A 16,725-nucleotide genomic window follows, 5' to 3' on the forward strand; every position below is an offset into this window, starting at 1 on the left:
TGTGGAAATGAAAGGCAGTGCCCGGGGGATGGCGAGCGTTACACGGCAGCCGTTTGCAGCACGCTCAGATTGGCCCGTGCCAACCAGTGATACTCGGGGTTCTCGCCGGGCCGATAGAGCACGCCGTTGAAGGTGCCCAGGCCGCTGTCGGCGAGGGTGTCCACGCTTAAGCTGATCGCCAATGGCTGATCAAGAGGGAGATGATCAACCCGGGCCTCGAACCGGCGCGCGCCCAGCAGCATGCCCTGGCGGGGTGTGCCGCCCTCCCGGGGCTGCAGGGTCGACCAGGCGGCCGAGGCCTGGGCCATCCACTCCAGCGCCACCTGCACCGGGATGCCACGCGGTTCGGCAAAAAGATCCCCTGATGAGGGCGTGACGGCCACCACGATGCGCTCGGCATCAGCGTCCACCACGTGATCGAGCAGACACATCGGCCCCTGATGCGGCACCAGCGATGCCATGGGCGGCCAGCCGGGCTGCTCAGTACGGGACTCACCCATCGCTGCGCTCCAGTACCAGGGCGGCGTTGTTGCCGCCAAAGGCAAAGGCGTTGGAGAGCGCCACGCGCGGCTGTCCGGTGGTATCGGCATCTACCAGCGACAGCGGCATCAGCGTCTCATCAAGCGCTTGATCATGAACGTGGCGCGGCAGGAAGCCGTGTTCCAGCGCCAGCCAGCAAAAGGCAGCTTCAAGTGCACCGGCGGCGCCCAGGGTATGGCCGGTCAGCGCCTTGGTCGAACTGGCCGGCGGCGGGTGCTCACCGAACACATCATGCAAAGCCAGCGCTTCCATGGCGTCGTTGTGCGTGGTGGCCGTGCCATGCAGGTTGAGATAGTCGATTTCGCCAGGGCTGCGACCGGCCATGTTGAGTGCCTGACGGATGGCGGTAATGGCGCCCTGGCCGTCCGGTGCCGGTGCCGAGATGTGGTGGGCGTCCGAGCTTTCGCCGTAGCCGGTGAGCTGAACGCCGCCGGCCTCGCGGGTGACGATGAACAGTGCCGCGGCCTCGCCGATATTGATGCCGCACCGATCCCGGGTAAACGGCTGACACGGCGCATCGCTGATCGCTCCCAGGGCGTCAAAGCCGTGAACGGTCAGGTTGCACAGGGTGTCGGCGCCGCCGGCAATCACGGCGTCCGCCTGCCCGGACAGCAGCAGTCGGCGCGCCGCACTCAGCGCCCGGGCACCGGAGCTGCAGGCCGTGGAGATGGTCCAGGCCGGCCCCGACAGCCCCAGATGGGCGCGAATGAAATGCGCCGGCGCACCGAGCTCCTGATGGGCATAGCGATAGCGCTCGTCAAAGTCGTTGCCCGGTCCGGTGCGGGCAATGGCGGCCTCGGTTTCCGAGATGCCTGAGGTACTGGTGCCCATGACCACCGCGATACGGTGCGGTGCATGACGCGCCAGGGCCTCGTCAAGCTGTGGCCCGAGCGCCTTCAGCGCCGTGGCGATCAGCCGGTTGTTGCGGCTGGCGTGCTCGACAGGCCAGGCGTCACCCGAAACCAGCGCCGCCGTGACATCGCCCAGCGCCAGCATGCGGCCGGGCGTGTAGCGTTCGCTGACCGTCAGCCCGCGCCGCCCGGTGGTCAGCGCGTCGATAATGGTGTCGTGATCACCGCCGAGGCTGCAGATCACGGCAGGGGATGAGAGTCGACAGTGCGCGGATGTCATGGGGTCTCTCCGGCGTTGTTGTCATCGCCAAAGGGCGTGATGACCATGCGATAGCCGATCTGAAAATCGGTCAGCACGTCATGGGTCTGATCCACGGGTGTGTTGATGGTATCGATACGGGCGATAAGCGTGTCGCCATCGAGAATTTCGCGCACCCGGCCATGCTCGAAGCGCTGGTCGCGCACCTGCCAGGCACTGCCCTGAAAGGCGTCCTGTAGCTCAGCCTCCGAGCGCAGGCTCCACTCCAGGCGCTGGACAAACCACTTCGCCGGGAAGGGCGGCTTGTCCATGATTGACTGGGTGTAGCGCGCGCCCTCGTCATCACGGATCAGGGTGACAAGACGCTGGCCGGTGGGCGTGGCGATCACCACGCGCAGGCCTTCCGGGGAGAGACGAATGACCGACAGCAGCGTCTGCGCATCGCGCGCATCGTCAAAGGGCGTGATGGTCAGTTTGCGCTTGAGGGTTTGCGCCTCGCCCTCCCAGCCGGGCGCGGTCCGGGGCGCCATGGCCGGGGCGCTGCAGCCGGCCAGCAGGGCTAGGATCAGCAGGAGCGCGCAGGGCCACAGGCGGCGCGCTGAAAGCGAGTGTGGCAGAAAGGGCAGTGCTGTCATGCGGCGTGTCCACACAGTTGGGCCAGGGTGTCGAGATGGCGACGCGGCTGGCTGACGAAGGGGTTGTCGTCATCCCATGCGTAGCCTGCCAGTACGGCGCTGATCATGCGTCGCAGGTAGGCCGGCGGCTCGGGATGGAAAATGATGGCCGGCAGGCGGCCGTCATACCAGGCCTCCACGAAGGCGCGGAAGGTATCGATACCGTGGCGCAGCGGGCGCTCGAAATCCCCCTGCCAGTCCGCGTCACCGCCTTCAAGCTGCGCCCTGACCAGCGGCGTAGCCAGGTAGGCCGAGCGCACCGCAACGGTGACGCCGGAGGAGAAGATGGGGTCGAGAAACTCGCCGGCGTTGCCGAGAATGGCATAGCCCGGGCCGGTGAGGCTGGTAACGTTGCGGCTGTAACCGCCCAGCGAGGCGACGGGACGATGGGGCCTTTCAACATCAAGCCAGCCATCAAGTTCACTAAAGGCATCAAAGCAGGCCTGAAAGCCCGGCGCTTCATCCGTATCAGGCCCGGTCAGGTGTGCCAGTTCGTCAGGCGCGCCGACAAAGCCGGTTGAGGCGCGGCCGTTGGCAAAGGGAATGACCCAGTACCAGACGTTGGCACGGGCGTGCAGTCCGATCTGGATCTTGGTGCGGTCAAACGCGTACGTCTCGCAGGCCTCCGGCTTGAGCGGCAGATGGGTAAAAAGGGCTTGTCGCTGCGTCAGATGCGTCTCTTCCAGCGTGCCCTCAAGGCGCGCCAGCACCTGGGCCAGACCGCTGGCATCCAGCACGAAGCGCGCCTTCAGCCGCCATTGCTGGCCCTGTTCATCGCAAATGGTCAGCGCCGGCGCGTGCCGGTCGCTGTCAAAGGCCATGACCCGCTGGCCGAAGCGCACCTCGGCGCCACGCGCACACGCCGCCTCGATCAGGCGCTGATCAAAGTCGGCGCGCTCGACCTGCCAGGCCTGCCCGGTGCCCTCGCTCGATTTGTCCTCGAAATCGATATCCACTCGCTGGTCGCCGCGCACAAAGCGGGCGCCGTTTTTCATCTGATAGCCGGCATCGGTGATCATGTCGGCAAGGCCGGCGCGCTCAAGATCCATCAGGCACTGTGGCAACAGGCTTTCGCCGATGGAAAAGCGCGGAAAGTGCGCCGCCTCGATCACAAGGACGCGATAGCCGGCGTCGGCCAGCATGGCCGCTGCGACGGCACCGGCCGGCCCGGCGCCGATCACGGCCACATCGGTGTCCTGCTCGGGGGTCCCTGTTTCAGACATCATGGTCTCGGTCAGGCGTGATGCAGAAGTTGTCATGGCGTTATCCATGGTCATGGGCATTGTCATGAGGTGTGGTCTGATCCGGCGGCAGGCGGTGCTGCACCAGCGCCGTGAGCAGCCAGACGCTGGCCAGCCCGATCAGGGTGGTCATGCCGATGTGGTGCAGTACCGGCGTGGCACTGAAGGCCAGCAGGCCAAAGGCCAGCAGACTCGAAATGATTGACAGCGTGATCGCAAGCCAGGCGTGATGCGCTCTGGGATGTTCCTGCATGAAGATGCCGGCGTCCAGCCCGATGCCCAGCACCAGCAAAAGCGCCAGCTGATGGAACAGATTGAGCGGCACCCCCAGCAGGGCGTAGAGCGTGAGCACGGTCAGGATGGCGCCGCCGGCCGGGGCGATGACCCGCCAGGTGCGCCACCGATAGCGCAGCGCCAGCAACAGGGTCAGCGCAACAAGGGCGCCGGCGACCCACTGCGCGATCTGACGGCGCAGCTCGCCCAGCACCGCGCTGATCTGCTCGACCCGGTCGACCAGCTCGATGTTTTCATCACTGCGCGCAAGGCTTGCCAGCTGCTGGCGCGCACGATCATCGATGCCGCCGTTGAGCGTGATCATGCCACCCACCTGGCCCCGGTCGATCTCGCCAAGCCACAGGCGCTGGTCGCTCTCGCCCAGCGGGCTTGCCAGCCAGTGATCCAGCGTCAGCGGGGGGGACTGCTCCAGGGCTTCCAGGGCGCGCTCGTACAGGGCCGGCGGCAGCCCGGCCGAGGCATAGACCTGATCGAGCTGCTGCTGATAGAGCGTGCGGGTGCGCTCAAGGTTGGTACTCTGACGTGACCGGGAGGGCACGCGCTCGGCCAGACTGGTGTAGCCGCCCAGATGGCCCTCCTGCATCAGCGACTCCAGCAGGGGATTGAGCGATTCGACGCGGCCGAGAAAGCCTTCGGTGTCGTGGGCCATGACCAGCAGATAGACGGTGCCGGTATCGCGGCCCAGCTCGCGTTGAACCAGTGCCTCATCGCCCAGCAGCTGCTGTGAGGAGGTGTTGATCAAGCGCAGGCTGTCATCGCCCTGCAGGCGCACGCCGGCAATACTGATGGCCACCAGTGCCAGTACCAGCGCCAGCCGCGGCCCGAGCCGGCCGCGTAGCCGGTCGAGTACCCCCCAGAGCCTTTCGGCCAGCGCTCGCGTACCCGGCGTGGTATGCACGCGCGTCAGCGGCAGCCACAGCACCACCGTCAGCCAGGCGCCCACCAGACCGCAGCCGGCAAATATGGCCATCTGACGCAGCCCCGGCATGGGCGTGAAGGCCTGCACCACGTAGGCCATGACGCTGGTCACCAGCCCGAGTGCCAGCCCCGGCAGCATGCGGCGCAGCCGGAACTCTCGGCCTGCCAGCGTGCGGGCGCACTGCAGGTGCAGCGCATAATCGATCGCCACCCCGATCAGACTGCTGCCAAAGGCAATGGTCAACAGATGAATGCCCTGAAACCACCACAGCGTGATCGCCAGGGCAAACACGCCGCCGGCGACCAGCGGCAGCAGCAGGGTGGCGATCGTGACCGGCGAGCGAAAGACCACCAGCAAAATCAACAGCACGCCGATCAGCGAGCCCAGCCCGATGGTGCTGATCTCGCTTTTGGCCTGATGGGCGCCATCGGCGGCGTGAAAGACCATGCCGGAGCGCCATAGCTGCGCGTCGGGGTGCGCCCCCTGGAAGTCGTTGATGGCGTCGGTCAGGCGATCCTGCAGGCCGGTGTCCCAGGCATTGCCTGAAAGCGTTGCGGTCATGACCACCAGCGACCGGCCGTCCACCTCGAGCGTGACCAGATCGCCCCGGGTATCGAAACGGGTGGAGAGCTGACTGTCGAGCCAGCGATCCAGCAGCCCGAAGGGGTCGCGTACCGGATGCTGATCAAGCCCGGTGGGCATGATCAGTGAGGCCAGCGCCTGACGGCGCAGATCGTCGGTGTCACCACTGTCGATGGTGGCGCGCAGATTCTCGCCCAGCAGGCGATAGCGCGACGGGCCCAGCACCTCCAGCAGATTGTCGAGCTGATAATCGCCGGGGCGATAGCGCAGTTCACTGACTACGTCGGCGTCTTCGAGCGTCTGTGCCAGCGCACCCGATGCCTCGTTCGGCTGCTCGGCCTCCAGCAGCAGCACGAAGCGATGGGTGAAAGGGGCGCTGAGCTGATCGTTGGCGCGATCGACCCCGGGAGACTGGTGGGTCTCGGGCAACAGCGCTGTAATGCGGGTATCAAGGCTTGCCCCACGCAGCAGTTGAACGCTGCTGAAGGCCAGACAGGCCGTCAGGACCATCAGCCACAAAAGGGCTGGCAGGCGCGTGGCGCGCATCATGGTTATGGCGCCTGTCGTGAGGAGGTATCAGCGGTGCCGGGGTCTTCCTCGGGGGGCAGCAGATGGATGTTGAGCCGATCCCCGTCAGCCATGGCCATGTTGATCTGCTCGAGGCGGTTATCGCCGCGCATGTCGATACTGTCGAGATACTCTGCCAGGCCCTGCTGACGCGGCACCAGGGTGGCGTGCCATGCCTGCTGGTTACCTTCAAGCGTGACCTCGAAACGATCTGCCAGCGTCGAGAGCTGACCATTGAGCAGCTGCATGATCAGGGTGGCCACGCCCGCCGGATCATCGTCGAGGCGCTCGCCGTTGCGACGGATGCCGGCTTCGGAAAGCTCCATGGTCTCTTCCACCGGTGATTCCAGCGACCAGGTCACGCGATTGCCCTGCTCGAAGCGGTAGCGACCGCGGCCATCAATCTGCGTATCCAGATCGGCCAGATAACGGGTCTGCTCGAAGCGACCGGCCACGTCGCCCTGGGCGGCCAGATGGTCTGCCAGCGACTCAAGGCTCATGGCGTGGGCCGGCAGGGCCGCAAGCCACAATGGAAGCGTGGCAAGGACAAGGGACAGTGATCGTAAGCGCTTGCGACAAGACATGTAACTCAAGCTCCTGAGCCGACAGGACAGCGGGTGTCCGGGGGTTAACGGGGTGGGCGTGCGTCTGGTTTCTCGGACTGCCAGAACGGGTAAAAGTTGAACCACTGTAGCGGATAACGACAGCAGAAATGCTCAAGGCGGCTGACAAAGTGCGCCATGGTTTCCTGCATCCAGGCATCGCGCTCCCGGCGCGACAGCGCCCCGGCGTCCCCCAGCGATTCGAAGTGCACGTGATGGGTCTGCCCCTCACGCGCGCAGACCAGCAGATAGAGCGGGCAGCGCAATAGCATGGCAAGCCAGAAGGCCCCCTCGGGGAAGGGCGCCTTTTGTCCGAGAAAGTCGATCCAGCGGCGCCTGGCACCTGCTTCAACGGGTTCGCGGTCGGCGGCGATGACCACAAAGCCGCCTTCGGCCACGCGGGCCTGAAGCCGCTGGGCCGTGGCGGGGCCCATGTCGCTGACCTCGATCATCTCCACCGGCATGGGACGGTCAATCCCGGCAAACAGGGAATTAAAGCGTTGCGCATGCTGCGTATGCATGACCACGCTCATCTTCAGGTCGCGGCGCAGGCGGCCCAGCGCCTGACAGACCTCGTGGCTGCCCAGATGCGTGACCACGATAATGCCGCCCCGGCCGGCATCGATGGCGGCTCTGAGTGTCTCGCGCTGTTCGATATGGATGGATTCGGGCGTAATGCGCCCGTAGAGCGCCAGCACCTTGTCCAGAATGGCCGTACCGAAGGTCGTGAAGTGGCGCACGGTGGTCAGGCGCGGCAGCGCCACCGACGGGCAGAAGGCCTTCAGGCGCTGCTGGTACTCCCTGGAGGCGTGCCGCGCGATCGGTCGGCGCAGCCAATAGTAGAGCCCGACCAGAAACAGGACCCCCTGATAGGCGCGCGCGCCGAAGCGGTCGTAAATGGCCAGCATCAGACGAATACCCCTGAGCGAGCCGGATTCGCTGATGGCCGACCAGTGGCGTTTGGCGCGTCTGCGTTGCAGTGATGTCATGAGGAACTCTTGTCTTGCACGTTGTGCGGATGCCGCCAGCGTCTGAGCAGCAGCGTCGGCAGTCGTATCAACATCCCCAGCGTCAGGCGCAGATGCATGCGTGCCATCAGGACGTTGTCGCGAAACATTCGGAAATGGGACACGCCATCCGTGGGATAGGTGACCCGCACCGGCAGATTGTCGACCGGCTGGCCGGTCCAGAACCAGCGCACCAGCACCTCGGTATCAAACTCCATGCGATCGCCACAGCCGTGGCGTGCCAGCAGGGTATTAACCGGGGCCAGCGGGTAAAGGCGCACGCCACACATGGTGTCGCGTAGCGCCGTGGAGAGCGTATTGCACCACACCCACACATGGGTGATATAGCGACTGATAAAGCGGTGCAGCGGCACGCTGTGATCAAAGCGCGGATAGCCAATGAAAAGCCGCTCGGGCTGCTGCCGGGCCGCCTCGATGAAGGGCGGCAGACTCCGGCGATCATGTTGGCCGTCGGCATCCACCTGCAGGGCGTGGGTAAAGCCAAGCGACTGGGCATGGGCAAGTCCGCTGCGCACGGCATGGCCCTTGCCCCGGTTACGCCCAATGCGCAACAGATGTACGTCACTCGCCTGCGCCAGTTGATCAAGCACCGCGGCGCAGGCGGCATGACTGCCATCATCGATGAGCACGATGGGCAGATCCAGCGAGGCCAGCCCTTCGCAGGTCGCCACAATGGCATGTTCATGGTTGTACACCGGCACCAGCACGCAGGGGGAAAACGCAGCGCCGTCGCGGGCATGATTCATGAAGACTCCCGGGGTTCGGTTGCCGGGTCGACACCGAGCAGACGCAGCTGCAGATGCTGACCGCGATGAGATCTGACGCTCACGGTCAGGGCGTCATGCTGGCGACTCAGCGTCATGACGGCGCGATCACCGGGTAAAAGCGGCGCGGGAAAGCGCACTCGTCGCATGTCGCGCCATCGATCCGGCGCGTCGAACAGGCGTTCGGCCTGCTGACGGGCCCAGTGGATGAGCGCGATGCCGGGCACGATCGGCCGTCCCGGAAAGTGGCCCTCCAGCGCTGCCAGACGCTCGGGGATTTCCAGCGTGATCCGGCGCTGATCGGGGTCCGGTGACTCGATGTCCAGCCAGCGCGGCTGGCGGCGATCATCGAGATCATCAAAGAGATGGCGTGCCATGGCCCGGGTCAGCTTGCCCTGGGCGTTGACCGGCAGCCGGTCTACAAAGCGCCAGAAACGCGGCAGCACCACGGGTTCAAAGGCGCCGGCCAGATGGGCGCGCAGGTCACTGATGAGCCGGCGGCGCGTGTCGTGATCATGGGCAATGGCGTCGTGCGCCATGGCGATGACCGCGCCAATACGCCCGCCCGAGTGGTCAATGGTCAGGCAGCGGGCCGCCAGTACGCCGGGGAAGGCTTCAATGTGATGGGCCAGCCCTTCCAGCGACACGCGCTTGCCGGCCACCTTGACGATGCGATCGGCGCGCCCGTGGAGGGTGAAGCGCACCGGGTGCTCGCTGAGCAGCTGGATGTGGTCGGCCTGCTCATGCCACTGTTCGGGCCTGGGCAGCCGCTCTGACTGCAGCAGCGTGCGCGCGCCATCACTACGAAGTCTTACGTCATCAAGCGCCTGCCAGATCGTATCCTGACCGGTCCGGCGCCAGGCGATGGCACCACTTTCCGAGCTGCCGTAGATCTCGATGAGTTCACTGCCCAGCACGGTCTCGGCCTGGGCGGCGGCTTTCTCATCAAGTGGTGCGGCGGCACTGAAGATTCGCCCCGGGCCGCGGCTGGGCATGCCGATGGTGCTGCCGGGCAGGCGTGAGAGCTGCGGCGGTGAGCTGATCAGGGCACTGACCGGCACGTTCGAAAGCCACTCGGCGAGCGTCTCGGGCCAGGTGACGATCTCCAGACCAAAGGGGTGCGAGGTCGCCAGCGCTCTCAAAAGCCCGGCGGTCAGTCCCCAGGTGTGCTGATGGCTGACCTGGCTGATGACGACGCCCTCGGCCAGCGGCCAGTGGCGCTCAAAGGCGGCAACTTCCGCCTCCAGCTGGCCCAGAGTGCGATGGATGGGGGTGGGTTCGCCGCTGGAACCGGAGGTGAACAGCACCACGGCGTCCTGCTCGGGGGAGAGTTCGGGGGCCAGGGTGACGTGCGCGTCAGGCGGCGGTGTCGGCCGAGCGCCCGGCAGCTCGCCGAGCAGAACCAGATGGCGTCGGCGTAGCTGGGCCACGGTCTCGGACAGGGCGTCGCCGGGCAGCCAGACCCGGCGTCCGGCGTGCCAGAGCCCCAGCAGGGCCGCGGTAAAGCGCCAGGGGTCGCTGTCATACAGCGCCACTTCCCGATCCGGTGGCAGGGGCAGATTGGCCCAGGCCCTGATGGCGTCACACAGCTCGCCGCGGGTGCGTCTTTGCTGGCCGGAACGGGCCACGATGTCCGTGGCCTCGCCCGACAGCCACGGGCAGCGCGTCAGCGAGGGCGCAGAGAGAGGGTGAGCGCTCATGCGTTCACCGCCCGGCGCCGGACCCGCTGGCGCACCAGCCACTCACCCGACATCAAAAGGGCCGCCAGGGCGTAGCTGAGGGCGCCGGTCCAGGTCTGCCAGGCGTGTAGTGGCGCATGGAGCGCCAGTACCAGTGCTACCACGGTATTGAAACTCATGAAAATGCCCCACATCCAGGTCACCCGGCGGGTATAACGCACGCCTTCGAGGGGCAGGTCGGGTTCCGACAGGCGTGCCAGACGCTCGATGAGGGGGGTGGTGCGCAGGCTGCCCAGAAAGAGCAGCGCCAGCGACAGGTTGATCATGACCGGGTAAAGGCGCACGCCCAGTTCTGCCTGTCCGCCGGCCAGCAGCGCCAGCAGCGTCAGCACTACCAGCGCCCAGCGCCAACGATGCTCGCCGGCCAGCCACTGGGCGCCTGCCAGTATCACAAATGTGATTAAAAGGGCGTGGGTGCCCCAGAGGGGCAACACAATCCACAGGGCGGCCGGAAACAGCACCATCGACAGCGTCGATGACCAGTGACGTGGGCCGGGGCGTGCGGCTGGCGTGGCTCCCATCATGGACCTCAGTCGCTGCGACGCTCGGCAACCAGTGCGCTGAGCTGTCGCAGACTGGCAAAATGCTCGCGGTTTTCTTCGGCATCGCTGTCCAGGCGGATGCCGTAACGCTTTTGCAGCGCCAGCCCCAGTTCCAGCGCATCGATGGAGTCGAGCCCGAGTCCTTCGCCAAACAGGGGAGCTTCAGGCTCGATATCGTCAGCTGTAATATCTTCAAGCTCCAGCGCTTCGATAATCATGTTGGCGACATCGCGTTCAAGTTCGGTCAATGGGGTATCGGCCATGTGGCGTTCTCCAGGATCCTTGTTGTCGTGCCCGGGCAGACGAGTACGCGGCTGAATCCTCGTCTGCCCCGCAGGTTCGGGCGGCATATGATGCCAGAACCGGACGTTCTTTGGGGCGCTATCCAGCCGGCGTCGTGTCCATCACCTCAAAAGCTTGCCAGCGAAGGACGGGCGTGCGCGCGATCAGATCGCTCCCGCCCATCAGCCAGTCCGTGAGCAGCGGCGGTGTGATGGTCTGCGCCGGTTCGTCGGTCGTGTCGGCAGCGCGGGCCTGTAGACACACGGCATCGGGGGCGGGGGACAGCGACAGCTCCATCAGTATGGCGGAGGGGTGTTGTGGCGCCTGCGTCTGGATGCGATAGCGCTCGGGCACCGGCGAGTCGGTCAAAATCAGCATGACGCTGTCGCATCCCTCCGCCAGATAGCCTCGGGCCTCGCTTAAAAGCGCCTCGAACTCCTCACCGGCGGCGGCCAGCGCGGCCATCGAGGCGTGATTGTCAAAGGCGATCGAGTAGACGCCCAGCACGGCGTTGTGCACCGACAGTCCGAACCGGGCCGGCGAGAGCGGCTCGCCCTCGAACAGCGTGTCGAGCATGTCCAGTGGGCGGTGGCCGTCGCCGTGGCGCGAGGCGTGCAGTATCGGCATGGTGGTGCGCTCATGGGCACTCATCTCGCCCAGCAGCGTGCAGACCGCGCGTCCCAGCGGAGTCAGGCGCCGTCGCAGCAGGGCCGGCACGCTGGGGGCTGGCGGCTTCTCATCGGTGATGACACACGCCGGCACGTCCTCGCCGGCGCGCTCGGGAAGCCAAGCGCGCCAGCGGTTGAGATAGAGCGTGGGTAGTGCGGTATCAGCATGGGGTAAGCAGTCCATGCGAGCCTCCCGGAAAGTGACATCTGATTGTAAGCGGCAGGCGTGGTTTCATAAACCGGGAGTATGACAAACATGACAGACGGTCATGGTAATGCTGCCCGGGCGCTGATCGCCACAATGGCATGGCAGTGTCTGTCCAAAACAGGTGTGATACACCCTGATTCAGGCCTTGTAAGGCTTTATACGGAGTTTTGAATGGCGCTTTCCACAGACGATCGCAATCGCCGACGCTTCATGCGTCGAGCTCTGACCCTGCTGCCTGTTGCCGGCATGGCGAGTGTACTGACGACCCCGGAGCGGGCCCAGGCCAGTGAGTCACGCGAGCGATCCGAAGCGCTCGACATGACCGCCCGCAATAACATTCTTTACTGGGGCGCCGACCCGACCGGCAAGCGTGACAGCTCGGCGGCCTTTATCCATGCCGCGCGCTCCAGCATCGTCAACAGCCTGTACGTGCCGCCGGGAAGCTACGCGATCGGCCAGACGGTCGATCTCAAGGGCAAGAATCTCGTCGGCCCCGGCAGGCGGCGTTTCAAGCACAGCGATCACGCCAGGCTGATGCCGTTTCACTCGCTGGGCGACGGCGTCATGTTCACCAACCATGGCCCGGTGGTGCGTGATCTCAACTTTTCCAATAATCGAGAGGGGCGCTGGAAAGGTACCTTTATCGACAGCAGCGGCTACAACACTGTCATCGAGAACGTCCATTTCACTTCCGCCGAGACGGCCATTCGGGTCAGGGAGATCATGGTCAACTACAACCTGCTGCGCTGTACCTTCATTGGTGTGAGTGTTGGCGTGCAGGTAGACGACGAAAAGGGTGAAAATTCCACCACGGCACGCTTTGTCGGCAACGAGTTCAACTATTCCGATAATGGCATCATTTTCAAGAAAAATGTCTATGGGGCGACCTTTCAGGACAATATCTTCGAGGCCCTGAAAGGGGATGCCATTCGCGCCCGGCTGATCTATCGCTCCAGCTTTATCGGCAACTGGTGGGAAGGCCGCAACGGCGGTGAATCGCCCTGGCCCTGTGTGCGGATCACCGAAAGCCAGCAGTTCATGAACTGCTTCGCCTCGTCCAACACCTGCGTTTACGGCTGGACCAACGTCTTCAAGGACGGCAAGCACAGCGGCAGCATGGGCGGGGTGTCGCTGGATGGCGGTGAGGTGGTGATTCGCAACTCGACCGGCAACGCCCTGCGGCTATCGCCGGATTCGCTGCGCGCCGAGGCGGATGAGTGGAAGCCGGCTACGCCGCTGGTGATTCAGTCGAGCCACTCCGCCAAAACCCGTCAGACCAACCCGATTGTCCTGCGCCACAGCGGCCCCGAGGGCAATGTGGTGTTTGATACCGACACGGAGACCAAAAACAAGGGCGTATGGGACGGTGCCCTGCGCTTTGCCTCCCAGCTCGATGGCGACGACAAACTGTTGTATGACGATTACCGCGTTAATCGTGGTCGCCCGGGCATGGTCGGTAAAACGTCGCTGGTGGACAAGAAGGGAGAGGTGCGTCATGCCCTGACCGGCATCCCGCAGTTTGTCAAATGGCGCAAGGGCGGCGGCCCCGGCTGTGACTTTTTCAGTCGCTGCGAGGCGGTCGATGACGGGAAGGTCGAGTTTTCCTTCCCCGACGGCGAGGTGGAACTGCGTGACCCGATCATTACGGTCACGGTGGAGGATGCCGGCATCGTCCATGACGGCATCGAGTACCTGTCGGCCTATTCCGGGTCGTCCAAATATCAGGCCTGGAAGGGGTTTCGGGTCCGCTTTGTCGAGCGCCAGAGCGGCAAACCAGCGCTGCCCGAGAGCTTCAGCCTGTCGATCTTCCATCCGGGCTGAGGCCCGGCCCGTCCGGCAGCGCCCTTACACACTGTCGCCAACCGGTGCCGGGCGGGGCTGATGACGACGCTCAGGCAGGGCGTCCGGGCGCAGGCGGCGTGAGAGCACATCCACGCCCATGTTGATCAGGGCCGTTATCATCAAAAGGGCGACGGCCTGATCAAACATCAGATACTCAAAGCTTGAGTCAATGTGAAAGCCCAGCGTAACCACGCCCAGCATCCCCAGAAGCGCCGTCTCGCGCATGATGACCTCGGCCCGATAGAACAAAAGCGCCAGAATGCCGGGGTAGATGCGCGGCAGCAGTTCGTGGCTGTACAGATTGATCCCTCGAATGTCGGGCAGTCCCGGCCTTATCTCATCGGCATGGCGGGCGGCCAGAAAGGCGATCAGGGCGCCGTTGTGCAGCGACAGCGCAATCCATGCCGGCAGCAGCGACGGGCCGGTCAGCAGCAGCAGGATAAAGGCCAGCAACAGCTCCGGCGTCGAGCGCATGACAATCAGCGTGCTGCGCCCCAGGGTGCGCGTGGCACGGTTGCCGAAATGGCGGCTGACCAGTGGCCATGCCAGCAGGGCCACCAGCAGTGAGCCGACGGTGCTCATCAGTCCCAGCAGCAGGGTGTTGCCGATGGCAGGCAGCAGATCCGGCAGCCCGGAAAACCACCCCGGAAGCGCAGCGATATCGCCACTCAGCAGCGGCTGGGGCCAGATGTCATGACTTAAAAACTGCCACAAAAGTGTCGGGTTGACGCTGGGCCAGGGCCCGAGCAAAAACGCCGTCCCCAGCAGCCAGGGCACGAGCAGGCGGCGGTGTGCCCACCAGGGCAGCAGTGCAATCAGCAGGTAAAAGGCCCACAGCAGGGCGCCGCCCTCGTGATAACGCCCCTGACGAAAGGCGCTTTCCAGGTAATAACCAAGCGTCGGCAGTCCGACAAACCCCAGCAGCACGCTGGCGCGCAGGGCACATTCAAAGCGATAGCGCGTGTAGCCTGATAGCCTCTGCCAGGCGAGCGGCAGTTCGGTATAGACAAAGCGTGACAGCCGGTCGGTTCTGGATGAGAGCATGCGCGCCGGGCGGCGATCGATCTGGGCCAGGATTTCGGCATAAACCTTGGCAAACGTCGCGGCATAGGGCAGGGCGATGGCGGCCAGTGCCGTAATGGCGGAGAGCCCGAAAACCTGCAGAAACAGCAGCGCCCAGAAGAGCTCGTGGATGGCGCGTACAAAGGCGCACAGCGTGCGCACCAGACGTGAGCGCATGAATATCAGGGCCAGCGGAAATCCGAGCACGATACCCAGCACCACGCCCCACAGGGCAAAGGCGATCGTCAGCAGCAACGCCCGCAGCGGTGATTCGGTGGCCGTGATGTCGGGCAGGAGCATGCCCTTGAGCATACGTCCCAGTTCGCCCCACGGATCGTGGGTGGTGATCGACAGATCTGCCCAGGGCAACAGCAGCAGCGTGATGGCGATCATCGCCAGTGTCAGGCGCAAAAGCCTGGCGCCGACATTGTCGCCTCGAAGCCAGCTGAACCAGCCGGCGGGTGCCTCAGTCCGTGACATAAAGCACGTCAAGATCGCTGGCGCTCAGCTCATTGGCAGGGGCGTCGATAATGATGCGCCCGTCATCCAGACCGATGATGCGATCAAAGTGCGCCAGTGCCAGCTCACGTTGATGCAGGGCCACTACGCAGGTCTGGTGGCGAGCGTTGATCAGGTCAAGAAGACGCACGCCCTGGCGCGGATCAACGCTGGCGACCGGCTCATCGCCGATAAAGACCGGGCGTTTTTGATACAGGGCGCGGGCAATGGCGACACGCTGCTGCTGGCCGCCGGAGAGCTGGTCAACCTGACGCCGCAGTAGTCCGTCAAGGCCCAGCGTATCGGCAAGCTCACTGATCTCCTGCCAGCAGGTTGGGTCGGGTCGCAGCAGATTGATCAGATTCTGCCAGCGTGAAAAATGGGCGAGCCGCCCCATGTAGATGTTGTGATAGGCCGAAAGCGTGGGCACCAGCGCATTGGCCTGCGGGCACCAGGCGCTCTGGTCATCGAGTCGAAGACGCAGGGCCTCCAGCAGGGTCGATTTGCCCACACCACTGCGTCCCAGCAGGGCGATGCGATCGCCCTGCTGGATGCGCAGTGTCAATTCGGGGAAGACAATATGGTCGTCATGGCTCAGGCAGGCGTGATCAAATCCTGCGATCACGCCAGAGGCGCCCGGGTCGACAGTGGCAGTGTCCAGCATGGCCTTATCGCAGCAGCCCCAGCTCCTGACCGACCTTCTCGATGGGCGCATAGTCCTCGTTGGAGGCCGGGATAAAGCCTTCACGCGGGAAACTGGCCAGCAGGTCGGGGGCGGTCATGTTCAGCAGTGCCTTCTGAACGCGTTCCGTGGTGTTATCGCCATAATGGGCATCAACATCACCGCGAATGGTCCACTGGTAGTCCGGATAGGCCGGCGTTGACCAGATCACGTGTACCTTGTCGGTATCCACGCGGCCATCGGCCACGGCGGCTTCCCAGACGGTGTAATTGAGTGCGCCGACATCAAAGGCGCCGGACTCGACCAGCGCCATGGTGCGGGTGTGATCTCCTGAATAGCCCACCCGGGAGAACACCTCTTCGGGCGCTTCGTTGAAACGCTCGCGCAGATAGTAGTCGGGCATCAATCGTCCGGAGGTCGAGGTCTTGGCGCCGAAGGTAAAGGTCCTGCCTTCCAGGGCCTCCGGCAGTTCAGACTGATCCGCTTCAAGCCCCGTATCGGCATTGGCAATGAAGTACGTCTCGAACTCGGCGTCTTCCTTGCCCTGGGCAATCGCCCGGGAGCCCGGCACGATCTGGCGCGCCTGAACGCCGGTCAATCCGCCAAACCAGGCCAGCTGGACCTGATCGTTGCGAAAGGCACTGACTGCAGCGGCATAGGATTTGACCGGGACATACTCGACCTCCAGACCTGTCTGCTCGGAAAGGTAATCAGCGACCTTGTCAAAACGCTCGACCAGCCTTGCTTCGTCTTCATCGGGAATGGCCGTAAACCGGAAGGTGTCGGCAAGGGTGGTGGTGCTGAACAGCACAAGGGAAAGGGCAACGAGCCTGCGCATCGGGGAAACTCCTCAGAAGCGTCGAGTAGGGTTGAACGCGCAT

General features: G+C 64.5%; 16 protein-coding genes. 1 reads left to right on the forward strand and 15 read right to left on the reverse strand.

Features of this window, described 5'->3' with window-relative positions:
• Positions 1-38 precede the first annotated feature (38 nt).
• From C8D72_RS12575 to C8D72_RS12630, 12 genes are all read right to left on the reverse strand, one after another.
• Complete coding sequence (locus tag C8D72_RS12575; protein ID WP_245955251.1) at positions 39-500, reverse strand: hotdog family protein; 462 nt, start codon at positions 498-500, stop codon at positions 39-41.
• Positions 493-1,671 (reverse strand): beta-ketoacyl-ACP synthase, encoded by a 1,179-nt coding sequence (locus C8D72_RS12580; RefSeq protein ID WP_115854771.1) that lies wholly within the window; start codon positions 1,669-1,671, stop codon positions 493-495. The genes C8D72_RS12575 and C8D72_RS12580 overlap by 8 nt, the downstream gene beginning before the upstream one ends.
• Positions 1,668-2,285: a DUF3261 domain-containing protein gene (locus C8D72_RS12585; protein ID WP_115854772.1), complete on the reverse strand. Its 618-nt coding sequence runs from the start codon at positions 2,283-2,285 to the stop codon at positions 1,668-1,670. Before C8D72_RS12585 ends, C8D72_RS12580 begins: the two co-directional genes overlap by 4 nt.
• On the reverse strand, positions 2,282-3,583 hold the full coding sequence (locus C8D72_RS12590; protein WP_245955252.1) for an NAD(P)/FAD-dependent oxidoreductase: 1,302 nt from the start codon (positions 3,581-3,583) through the stop codon (positions 2,282-2,284). Before C8D72_RS12590 ends, C8D72_RS12585 begins: the two co-directional genes overlap by 4 nt.
• 4 nt (positions 3,584-3,587) lie before the next feature.
• Positions 3,588-5,909 (reverse strand): MMPL family transporter, encoded by a 2,322-nt coding sequence (locus C8D72_RS12595; protein ID WP_115854773.1) that lies wholly within the window; start codon positions 5,907-5,909, stop codon positions 3,588-3,590.
• 2 nt (positions 5,910-5,911) lie between these two features.
• Positions 5,912-6,511 (reverse strand): LolA family protein, encoded by a 600-nt coding sequence (locus C8D72_RS12600; protein WP_115854774.1) that lies wholly within the window; start codon positions 6,509-6,511, stop codon positions 5,912-5,914.
• Between the two features lie 44 nt (positions 6,512-6,555).
• A complete protein-coding gene (locus tag C8D72_RS12605) occupies positions 6,556-7,518 on the reverse strand; it encodes a lysophospholipid acyltransferase family protein (RefSeq protein WP_115854775.1) in 963 nt (320 codons plus the stop codon).
• Positions 7,515-8,303: a glycosyltransferase family 2 protein gene (locus C8D72_RS12610; protein WP_115854776.1), complete on the reverse strand. Its 789-nt coding sequence runs from the start codon at positions 8,301-8,303 to the stop codon at positions 7,515-7,517. The genes C8D72_RS12605 and C8D72_RS12610 overlap by 4 nt, the downstream gene beginning before the upstream one ends.
• Positions 8,300-10,021 (reverse strand): ApeI family dehydratase, encoded by a 1,722-nt coding sequence (locus C8D72_RS12615; RefSeq protein ID WP_115854777.1) that lies wholly within the window; start codon positions 10,019-10,021, stop codon positions 8,300-8,302. The genes C8D72_RS12610 and C8D72_RS12615 overlap by 4 nt, the downstream gene beginning before the upstream one ends.
• On the reverse strand, positions 10,018-10,584 hold the full coding sequence (locus C8D72_RS12620; RefSeq protein ID WP_147301534.1) for a COG4648 family protein: 567 nt from the start codon (positions 10,582-10,584) through the stop codon (positions 10,018-10,020). Before C8D72_RS12620 ends, C8D72_RS12615 begins: the two co-directional genes overlap by 4 nt.
• Before the next feature lie 5 nt (positions 10,585-10,589).
• Positions 10,590-10,865 (reverse strand): phosphopantetheine-binding protein, encoded by a 276-nt coding sequence (locus tag C8D72_RS12625; protein ID WP_245955253.1) that lies wholly within the window; start codon positions 10,863-10,865, stop codon positions 10,590-10,592.
• Between the two features lie 118 nt (positions 10,866-10,983).
• Complete coding sequence (locus C8D72_RS12630; protein WP_115854779.1) at positions 10,984-11,736, reverse strand: beta-ketoacyl synthase chain length factor; 753 nt, start codon at positions 11,734-11,736, stop codon at positions 10,984-10,986.
• A 195-nt stretch (positions 11,737-11,931) separates the two neighbouring features.
• Between C8D72_RS12630 and C8D72_RS12635 the strand changes: the two genes are divergently transcribed.
• On the forward strand, positions 11,932-13,581 hold the full coding sequence (locus tag C8D72_RS12635; RefSeq protein ID WP_115854780.1) for a right-handed parallel beta-helix repeat-containing protein: 1,650 nt from the start codon (positions 11,932-11,934) through the stop codon (positions 13,579-13,581).
• 24 nt (positions 13,582-13,605) lie between these two features.
• Here C8D72_RS12635 and C8D72_RS12640 read toward each other — a convergent pair whose 3' ends face one another.
• The 3 genes from C8D72_RS12640 to C8D72_RS12650 are packed head-to-tail and all read right to left on the reverse strand — an operon-like array spanning position 13,606 to position 16,682.
• Complete coding sequence (locus C8D72_RS12640; RefSeq protein ID WP_115854781.1) at positions 13,606-15,144, reverse strand: PhnE/PtxC family ABC transporter permease; 1,539 nt, start codon at positions 15,142-15,144, stop codon at positions 13,606-13,608.
• Positions 15,131-15,826 (reverse strand): ATP-binding cassette domain-containing protein, encoded by a 696-nt coding sequence (locus C8D72_RS12645; protein ID WP_115854782.1) that lies wholly within the window; start codon positions 15,824-15,826, stop codon positions 15,131-15,133. Before C8D72_RS12645 ends, C8D72_RS12640 begins: the two co-directional genes overlap by 14 nt.
• Before the next feature lie 4 nt (positions 15,827-15,830).
• Positions 15,831-16,682 (reverse strand): putative selenate ABC transporter substrate-binding protein, encoded by an 852-nt coding sequence (locus tag C8D72_RS12650; RefSeq protein WP_115854783.1) that lies wholly within the window; start codon positions 16,680-16,682, stop codon positions 15,831-15,833.
• Between the last annotated feature and the right edge of the window lie 43 nt (positions 16,683-16,725).

The sequence above is a fragment of the Kushneria indalinina DSM 14324 genome, from assembly GCF_003385845.1.
In the GTDB taxonomy this organism is placed as follows: domain Bacteria; phylum Pseudomonadota; class Gammaproteobacteria; order Pseudomonadales; family Halomonadaceae; genus Kushneria; species Kushneria indalinina.